This window comes from Pseudomonas sivasensis (assembly GCF_052938085.1).
Genome location: NZ_CP176442.1, coordinates 5,872,153 through 5,880,939, shown reverse-complemented (window position 1 = coordinate 5,880,939; position 8,787 = coordinate 5,872,153). Strand labels below are relative to the sequence as shown.

Below are 8,787 nucleotides of genomic sequence, written 5' to 3'. Positions count from 1 at the left end.
CAGGGATTTTTTATTGGGAGAGGGCTGATGTTCTACGTGCTACGCGATCAATACAACGCTTTGGTGCGTGTCGAGGCGCAGGCCTTCGCTGAAGCCACTGAGACGCTACCGGCTGACCATCACGAGATCCAGGCGTGGTTTGCCGACGATGAGATCGAGACCAGCCTCAAGCAGCTCAAGAGCAGTGACCTTGAGATGATCCGCGTACTGGACGACTTGATTCAGGTGCTGATCACCAAGAACGTAATGAGCATCACCGACTTGCCGCCGGCGGCGCAGACCAAGTTCCTGGAACGCACCCAGGCCCGGGCGGCGCTGGGCGGTTTGAGCGAGCTGATCAATGATGATGAAACCGGCCTGATTTGACGCGCACCTCCTTCACGGCTTAACCGTCAAGGAGGCGTGATTATTCTGTGCTCCACTTCCAGGGCGCCGGTTCACCGACCAGTTGGCCTTGCACCCCTTCAATCCCCATCTCGCGGATCACCCGCAACTCACCCTCGGTTTCCACGCGCTCGGCAATCAGCGGCAGATCAATGCTGTGGGCTGCTCGCTGGATGGCCTCGATAAAGAAGCGCTTGTGGCTTTCCTGGTCAATGTCGCGGATGTAACTGCCGTCGATCTTGAGGTAGGCCAGGCCCAGATGCGCGAGGTTACCGATCATGCTGAAGCGCCCGCCGAAGCGTTGCAGGCCAAGGCTGTAGCCCAGACCGCGCATGCGCCGGATCAGGCGTTCCAGTTGTGCCTGTTCGGGGACTTGCTCCTCGCCGATTTCCAGGGTCAGGCGCTCGCCCAGCAACGGGTGTTGCGACAGGCGCTCGAACATGTGCTCCAGGGCTTGCGGGTCGTTCAGGGTAGCCGCCGACAGGTTCAGTGCGACCGATTGGTTGTGCTGGCCCAAGTGTTTGATCACCAGATCGAGCATTACCTGGTCGAGCCGCGCGGTCCAACCGAAGCGCTCCAGCCACGGTAGGAAATGCCCGGCGGCGATGGTCTGGTCCTGATTGTCGAGCAAGCGCGACAGCACTTTGTAATGCAGGACCTGGCGGGTATCGCTGCTGCTCACCACCGGCTGGAAGAACAGGCGGAAGCGACCCTGGCTCAGCGCATTGTCGAGCAAGGTGTGCCAGCTGTGCGGGTCGTCACTGACGGTGTCGAGGGTTTGATGTGACAGGCAGACCCAGCTTTGCAGGCTGTTGGCTTCGGCCTGGGTGAGCGCTTGGTCAGCCAGCATCAGCAGGTCTGCCGAGGCGTCGCCGGGGTTGTAAGGGGCCAGGCCGATGTGGGCCACGGTGGGCATGTCGGTGGCGCCGGTTTCGTGCAGGCTTTGCAAGGTGGTTTCCAGTTCCTGGGCCAACTGCACTGCTTCGTCGCGCACCAAGCCTGGCGCGAGCACGGCGAACTCGCCACCCCGGCTGCGGGTGATCAGGTTATTGGTTTCCGGGTATTTGGCACAGGTACGCACCAGTTGTTGGCTGACGGCTTGCAGCAACTGGTCGGTGCGTTGCCCGCCCAGACGCTGATTGAGGCCGCCCAGGTCGTTGACCCGCAACATCAGCAGGTAGCCTGAACTGGACTCCTCCATGTTGCTGACCCGCGATTGCAACTGCATCTCGAAATAACGACGGTTCGCCAGGCCGGTCAGGCTGTCCTGGTAGGACTCCACCCGCAGCTTCTCGCTGCGTTCGGTCTGCTCGTGGAACAGTGCCTTGAGTTTCTCCACCATCTGGTTCATGGCCTGCACCACGCGGCGTAATTCCGGGGTGCGGGGCAGGTCGGGCAAGCTGAGGAACTCACGACGCGCGATGGCGTGGGACTGCTCGACCATATAGTCCAACGGTTTCAGCTGGCGACGCAGCAACAGCGCGCCCAGCACTGCACTCGCGGCGCCGCAGATCAACAGCCAACCCAGGCTGCCGAGCGCGCTTTGCCAGAGTTTGGCCAGGGCAAACATCGGGTGACTGACCACCTCAACCCGCGCCGCCTGCTGCCAGCCACGGCTGACAATGGCATCGCCGCCAGCCGGCGCGAGGCCGATCATCTTCACGAACCAAGCCGGAACGCTGCTGGCATCCGGCTCGGCGGCACGCTCCACCAGTACCTGGTCGTTGCTCAGGTCCACCACACGAATGCTTGCGTAGTAGCCACTGTCAAAGATCGAGCTGACCATCAGTTCGGTCATCGCCGGGTCATCGATGTTCGGCGTCAACGACAGGGCCAGCGCCGTGGCCGCGTCCTGCGCGTGGGAGCGCAGTTGGTTGACGTACTGGGTACGCGAACTCTCAAGGCTGACGAAGAAGCTACCGCTGAACGCGACCACCAGGAACACGCAGATAGCGATCAGCAATTGTTTGAACAGTGACATCGTAGCTCCTGTTAATTATCCGAACTGGCCGGAAACCCTTCAGCGGTCATTTTTTTCAAGACATCCTGCCAACGTGACAGGCGCTTGGTGTCACCGACTTTTTTGTTGCCCGCCGCGCCGGTCAACCACAGCCCTTCACCGTTGAACGCGTACACCGGCAGCAAATCGGCGCGCTGGCTGGCGGGCAAAATGGCGTCCATCAGGCTGTCCAGTACCAAGGGCATGGCTTCGGGGCTGGCATAGTACGTCAGCACCATGTGCGCGCGATTCTGGCGTAACGCTTTAACGTAGGTAATGCGCAGTTTTTCGGCGGGGACGCCCAAGTGACGCAGGCTGAAGTACTTGGCGATGGCGTAGTCTTCGCAGTCGCCTGCGCCTTTCCACAGGGACTGAATAGGGGTCGCCCAATAATCAATCTCGTGCCACAGGTCGATGTCTTCCTCGTAGCGCAACTGGCGGTTGAAGAACAGATTCACCACTTTGAGCTGCTCGGTCTCACCCACTTGCTTCTGCGTTGACAGCAATTGCTGCCATGCATCAATGCGCTGACGCCCGGGGCCCAGTGGCCCGTAAAGCGACTCGGCGCGGCGGCTGATTTGGCTGAAATCCCAGTCGGCGAGCAAATCGCCCAGCAGGCCGCCACCCAGCAACAGCGTGATGGCGAGGCCGTACAGAATCCGAGGGAATTTAAAGCGTATCGCCACTGCGATTACCCAAGCTTGCAGCATTGAAGGTGCGGCAATGGTGCGGTGATAGCGGGTAAAAAACAATGGCACGATGAAATCACTGCCAGTGAATTGTAGTAAAAGTACGTCAGTAAATTGGCTGTTTTCCGCTCGTCTGAAAGGGCGGTGGTAATTTCATCAAAATAATGACACTTCTTTAACGCTGTCACAGAATGAAGCCATGAGAACGCCTACAAAAAGACCTGCGGCGAAGCCATACCTTGCCGACCTTTTCACGTCTTTATATGGCGCCGTGAAGGAGCTCCGGCCATGAGCCGCACTGATGATCTATTTGCCCTATTCGGCAAGAGCGTTTCCCGTGATCCCAAGGGAAGAAACGCTCGCCTGCATTTTTTCGGCAGCGTTCCCTTCGACGATGGCACTCGGGTGAACCATAAAGATGGCTCGCGCATGAGTACTCATGCGTCCCACGCCAATGAACATCATCACAATGAGCCACTGACCACGCTACGCCCGACGGTAGTGGCGCTGGTGTCCATCAATGGTGGTGTTGGCCGCAGTACGCTGGCCACGGCACTGAGCAGCGGTTTGCAGCGCCTGGGTGAGTCGGTCGTGGCATTGGACCTGGATCCCCAGAATGCTTTGCGCCAGCACTTTGGTGTTGATCATGAGCTACCCGGTGTGGGTCGCAGTAGTCTGCTCAACGCGCCATGGAGGACCATCCTGCAATCGGGTTTTGCCGGTTGCCAGGTGATTCCCTTTGGCGACACCGACACCCAGCAAAAGGAAAACCTGCAACGCTGGTTGACGCGCGAGCCGAAGTGGCTGACCCAGCGCCTGTCGGCATTGGGGCTGAGTGAACGGCACACAGTCATCGTCGATACCCCCGCAGGTGACAACGTTTATCTCCATCAAGCACTGAGCGTGGCTGACATCGTGCTGGTCGTCGCCCAACCGAATGCCGCTTGCCTCGGCACCCTGGACCAATTGGATGAGTTGCTGGCGCCTCATCTTGAGCGTGAGCGTCCACCGCGTTGCCACTTGGTGATCAACCAACTGGACGAAAACTCGACGTTCAACCTGGAAATGCTCGACGCCTTCAAGTTGCGCCGAGGTGAGTACCCGCTGGAAGTCGTGCACCGTGATCCGGCGATCAGCGAAGGCTTGGCATTTTCTACGGACCCTTTGGACAACACGGCGACGAGCCTGGCCGGTGACGATATCACCGACCTTTGCCGGTTATTGATCGCTCGCAGAAAACGCGTTTAAAGCGCGGTTTATACGCTTACCTCCAGATGCTTATGCACAATCGGTTGGATGCAGTTGTGATGAAACAGCCATTTTGTGGAGCGGTTCTCAACACAGTGCAACTGCCTGTTTTACGTGCGTTTTATTGTGTGAACAAAAAATGAACAGCGTGGCTTTTGGTCCGCAGCGTAGAGCGCTACAGGGTCTGTAACGAATTCATCAACAGAGTTATCCACAGGTTGGGGTGCGACAATTTCGCCCTTTAATCGCGCTCGGCGAGCACCATCAAGTTGCGCGGCGTTAACGCCGGGTCGCAAAAGCTGCCGACCTCAACCCTGTAGCCACGTTCGCTGAGAAACAGTGCCCGATCCAGCACCAGCCATAACTCCAGCGGGCGCCGAAACAGACCACGCACCAACTCCAGGTTCCTGACCTCGGCCAAGCGCTGCCAACCATGGGCCTCCAACGCCGCCCAGTCTTGTTCGCCTGTGGATAACCCTTTGAGGCGTGCCAGTTCGCGGCAGTAGTCAGCGAAGGGTTTGTCCAGCCAGTGGGTGGGCAGGGACGGGGTAGGCAGGTACTCGTCGCAGCCGCGTAACAGGCGTTGCAATTGATCGAAGCCGAGGCGCCGGGCCATGGAGGTGTCCCGTTGCAGGCGCACGCGTTTGCCGGCGGTGACGGTCTCGCTGAGGGGCAGGCCGAGGTCGTCGAGCGACAACAACAAGGTGGAAGCGCGGCCCGCGTCGGACAGCGGCTGGTAGGTATTCCCCTGGATGCGGTTATAGCAGCACGGCGCCAGTGCCAGTTGCTTGCAGCCGGCGGCGCTGGCCACTTGCAGCAGGCGTACATGCAGGTCGCCGCAGGCATGCAGGGCCACGGGGGTGTGTTCGGCGCTTATGGCTACATCCGCCATCACGTCTTGCAGACGATGGGTGACGGGCAGGCCGTGGTGCTCGCTCAAGGCTTGGCCCGAAGCGATCAAGGCCGGGTCGTATTCCAGGCAGGTCAGCTGCTGGCCTGTGTGCAGCAGGCGGCGGCCAAGGTGGCCTTTGCCGGCGCACCAGTCCAACCAATGCCGGGGTGTTTGCGCAAACTGCAGCGCCGCGCCGAAGGCTTCGATCTGTTGCCATTTGCGGCCGGGCACATCGACATTCAGGCGGTGCGCGGCGGGTTGCAAGGGCTGCGTTGGTAACTTATCCACAGTGCTGAGTTGCAGCGCCTGGGATGCGAACTGTGGAAAAGGTGCGGGGGCGAGCAGGCCATGGGGCTGGTTGTGATTGGCTTCGGCATCGGCCAACGAGCGTTGGCGCAGCCACTGGGCCAGTTCGGGGTATTCGTTTTCCCAAGGCAACTGGCGCTGAGTAAAGGGCCGTGGTCGCCACAGCCCTTGATGCTCGATCAGAAACGCATCCAGCGCCCGGAAGCGCGCTTCAACGTCCCTGGCAGGCATCGACGCGCAGCCAGCGTTCCAGCAGTTTGAAGCCGCGTACCAGCAGGAACGAGATCAATAGGTAGAACACACCGGCGGTGAAGAACATTTCCACCGTCAGGTAGTTGCGCGCAATGATCGTGCGGGCCATGCCGGTCAGTTCCAGCAGGGTCACGGTGCTCGCCAGTGAACTGGCCTTGAGCATCAGGATCACTTCGTTGCTATAGGCCGGCAAACCGATGCGCGCCGCGCGGGGCAGGATGATATAGAACAGCGTTTTGGGCTTGGACATGCCCAGCGCTCGGGCTGCTTCAATTTCCCCAGGTGGAATGGCCTGGATGGCGCCGCGCAGGATCTCGGCGATATAGGCTGCGGTGTGCAGTGTCATGGTGGCGGTGGCACACCAGAACGGGTCGCGCAGGTACTTCCACATGAAGCTTGAGCGGATGCTGTCGAATTGGGCCAGGCCGTAATAGACCAGAAACAACTGCACCAGCAGCGGCGTGCCACGGAAGAAAAAGATGTAGGCGTAGGGCAGTGAGCGCACATACCAGCGCTTGGATGAGCGCGCGATACCCAGCGGGATGGCCAGGATCAACCCGAGGATCACGGCAATGCTCACCAGTTCCAGGGTCAGGATGGCGCCCTGGATAAACTTCGGCAGCCACTTGATGATGACTTCCCATTCCATTACGTCGTCCTCACGAAGCCGCGGGCGGCGCGTTTTTCCAGGAAGTGCATAGCCACCATCGACAGTGAGGTCAGGCCCAGGTAAATGAACGCGGCGACCAGGTAGAAGGTGAAAGGCTGTTTGGTGACGGTTACGGCGATCTGCGCGTGGCGCATGATTTCTTCGAGACCGATGACCGTGACCAGCGCGGTGTCCTTCATAAGGATCAGGAACAGATTGCCCAGCCCCGGCAGGGCGATGCGCCACATCTGCGGCATGATCAAGCGGGTAAAGATCCGAAACTTCGACAGGCCCAGTGCCACACCGGCTTCGCGGTGGCCCTTGGGGATGGAGATGATTGCGCCGCGCAGTACTTCGGTGGCGTAGGCACCGAAACACAGCCCCAGCGCAATGACGCCGGCGGCAAAGGCGCTGAGGGACAGGTCGGGAATGTCGAGCAACTCACCCAGTGAGCGCATGGCGTTGATCGTGCCGAAGTAAATCAGCAACACCCACAGCAGTTCCGGCACGCCGCGAACGATTGTCGAGTAGGTACCGCCCAGCCATTGCAGCGGCTTGTACGGCGAAGTCTTGGCCAAGGCACCGGCGAGGCCGAGTACCAGCCCCAGGCATAACGCCGTGAGCGCCAGTTTGACGGTCATCAGCGCGCCGGCGGCGAGCGCGGGGCCGAATCCGTAGAGATCGAAATTCATGGTGTTTTCATATCGCGGCAGGCATTGCTGGAAGCCGACGCGCTCAAGTGAGCGCGTCGGGCAGACCGTTCAGGTCATTCGATGCTGAACGGGAAGTACTTGTCGTTGATTTTCTTGTAGGTGCCGTCTGCCTTGATCTCTGTCAGGGCTTTGTTCAGGCGCTCGCGCAGTGGGTCGCCCTTGCGCACGGCGATACCGATCTTGTCGCTTTCTACAACCGGGTCGCCCTTGAACTCGTAGGCGGAACCGTCTTTGCTCTTGAGCCATTCGTACTGCACGTACTTGTCGGCGAGGATGCCGTCGAGGCGGCCGGACGTCAGGTCGAGGTAGGCGTTTTCCTGGGTGTCGTACAGCTTGGCTTCGGTGTCCGGCAGCTTGTCTTCCAGATAGGTACCGGCCAGGGTTGCACGCTGTGCACCGATGACTTTGCCCTTCAGATACTCGGCGTCAGTTTTGAAGTCCGCAGTGGCTTTAGGTGCGATGAACTGTAGCTTGTTGGAGTAGTACGGGTCGGTGAAGTCGACGGCTTGCTTGCGTTCATCGGTGATGGACAGTGAGGACACCAGGAAGTCGAACTTCTTGGCGTTCAGGGCCGGGATAATGCCGTCCCAGTCGGACACATACACTTCGCACTTCTCGACTTTCATCTTGGCGCACAGGGCGTCGCCGATGTCTTTGTCGAAGCCGACGACGTTGCCGCTGGCGTCTTTATTGTTGAAAGGTGGGTAAGCCGCTTCGATCCCCATCTTCAAGGTTTCTGCCATGGCCGTGGCGCTGAACGCCATCGAGACGGCCGCGGCCAGAAGGAATTTTTTATAGTTCTGCATGCATGTTGCTCCGTTAGCGGTTGCTGGACATGAATTGTTTGCAGCGCGCCGAAAGCGGGTTTTCAAACACCTGCTGTGGCGATCCTTGCTCTTCGATCAGGCCTTGGTGGAGGAACACCACTTCACTGGACACTTGGCGGGCGAAGCCCATTTCATGGGTGACCAGCAGCATGGTGCGGCCCTCTTCGGCCAGCGCGCGGATCACATTAAGTACTTCCTGAACCATTTCCGGGTCAAGGGCAGAAGTGGGTTCGTCGAACAGGATGACTTTGGGCTGCATCGCCAGGGTACGCGCGATGGCTGCCCGTTGTTGCTGGCCGCCGGACAATTGCGCGGGGTAGGCGTGGCGCTTGTCGGCGATGCCGACCTTGTCCAGCAGGGCCTCGGCCACTTCTATTGCCTCGGCCTTGCTCTGGCCGAGCACACGGCGGGGGGCCTCGATGATGTTGTCGAGGATGCTCATGTGTGGCCACAGGTTAAAATTTTGAAATACAAAACCGATTTCGCTGCGCAACCGGTTGATCTGCTTGCCGTCGGCGGCCATCAGTTCGCCGTTTTTCGCGGCCTTGAGCTTGAGTTCTTCGCCGGCCACCAGGATCTGGCCCTGGTGTGGGTTTTCCAGCAGGTTGATGCAGCGTAGGAACGTGGACTTGCCGGAACCGGAGGAACCCAGGATCGAGATCACATCGCCGTCGCGAGCGGTCAGCGAGATACCTTTGAGTACCTCCAGCTCACCATAGCGTTTGTGCAAGTTGCGGATTTCAAGCGCGGGCGTGGCCTCGGCCATGTGCGGTCCTCATTGTGTTCATTGCATTCCTGCTGTTGGGCCGCCTTCCTGGCGAGGCGCCA

General features: G+C 59.7%; 9 protein-coding genes. 2 read left to right on the top strand and 7 right to left on the bottom strand.

Annotation, left to right across the window (positions count from 1 at the left end):
- Positions 1–27 precede the first annotated feature (27 nt).
- Entirely contained in the window at positions 28–366 is a 339-nt protein-coding gene (locus ACKZ62_RS27070; protein WP_032890080.1) for a hypothetical protein, read from the top strand.
- A gap of 40 nt (positions 367–406) precedes the next feature.
- Here ACKZ62_RS27070 and lapD read toward each other — a convergent pair whose 3' ends face one another.
- Entirely contained in the window at positions 407–2,365 is a 1,959-nt protein-coding gene (lapD, locus tag ACKZ62_RS27065) for a cyclic di-GMP receptor LapD (protein ID WP_032890083.1), read from the bottom strand.
- A gap of 11 nt (positions 2,366–2,376) precedes the next feature.
- On the bottom strand, positions 2,377–3,093 hold the full coding sequence (lapG, locus tag ACKZ62_RS27060) for a cysteine protease LapG (protein ID WP_095186164.1): 717 nt from the start codon (positions 3,091–3,093) through the stop codon (positions 2,377–2,379).
- A gap of 267 nt (positions 3,094–3,360) precedes the next feature.
- Between lapG and bcsQ the strand changes: the two genes are divergently transcribed.
- Positions 3,361–4,320, top strand: a complete 960-nt coding sequence (bcsQ, locus tag ACKZ62_RS27055) for a cellulose biosynthesis protein BcsQ (RefSeq protein ID WP_122753808.1) — start codon at positions 3,361–3,363, stop codon at positions 4,318–4,320.
- Between the two features lie 241 nt (positions 4,321–4,561).
- Here bcsQ and ACKZ62_RS27050 read toward each other — a convergent pair whose 3' ends face one another.
- The 5 genes from ACKZ62_RS27050 to ACKZ62_RS27030 all read right to left on the bottom strand — a co-directional run bounded on the left by ACKZ62_RS27050 (position 4,562) and on the right by ACKZ62_RS27030 (position 8,725).
- Entirely contained in the window at positions 4,562–5,749 is a 1,188-nt protein-coding gene (locus ACKZ62_RS27050) for a methyltransferase (RefSeq protein WP_447096078.1), read from the bottom strand.
- Entirely contained in the window at positions 5,730–6,419 is a 690-nt protein-coding gene (locus ACKZ62_RS27045; protein WP_032890091.1) for an ABC transporter permease, read from the bottom strand. The genes ACKZ62_RS27050 and ACKZ62_RS27045 overlap by 20 nt, the downstream gene beginning before the upstream one ends.
- On the bottom strand, positions 6,419–7,111 hold the full coding sequence (locus tag ACKZ62_RS27040; protein ID WP_032890094.1) for an ABC transporter permease: 693 nt from the start codon (positions 7,109–7,111) through the stop codon (positions 6,419–6,421). The genes ACKZ62_RS27045 and ACKZ62_RS27040 overlap by 1 nt, the downstream gene beginning before the upstream one ends.
- Positions 7,112–7,185: 74 nt before the next feature.
- The gene (locus ACKZ62_RS27035) at positions 7,186–7,938 is read right to left on the bottom strand and encodes an ABC transporter substrate-binding protein (protein ID WP_447096077.1); all 753 of its coding nucleotides are present in this window, start codon (positions 7,936–7,938) and stop codon (positions 7,186–7,188) included.
- A 13-nt stretch (positions 7,939–7,951) separates the two neighbouring features.
- On the bottom strand, positions 7,952–8,725 hold the full coding sequence (locus ACKZ62_RS27030; RefSeq protein ID WP_065925764.1) for an ABC transporter ATP-binding protein: 774 nt from the start codon (positions 8,723–8,725) through the stop codon (positions 7,952–7,954).
- Positions 8,726–8,787 lie beyond the last annotated feature (62 nt).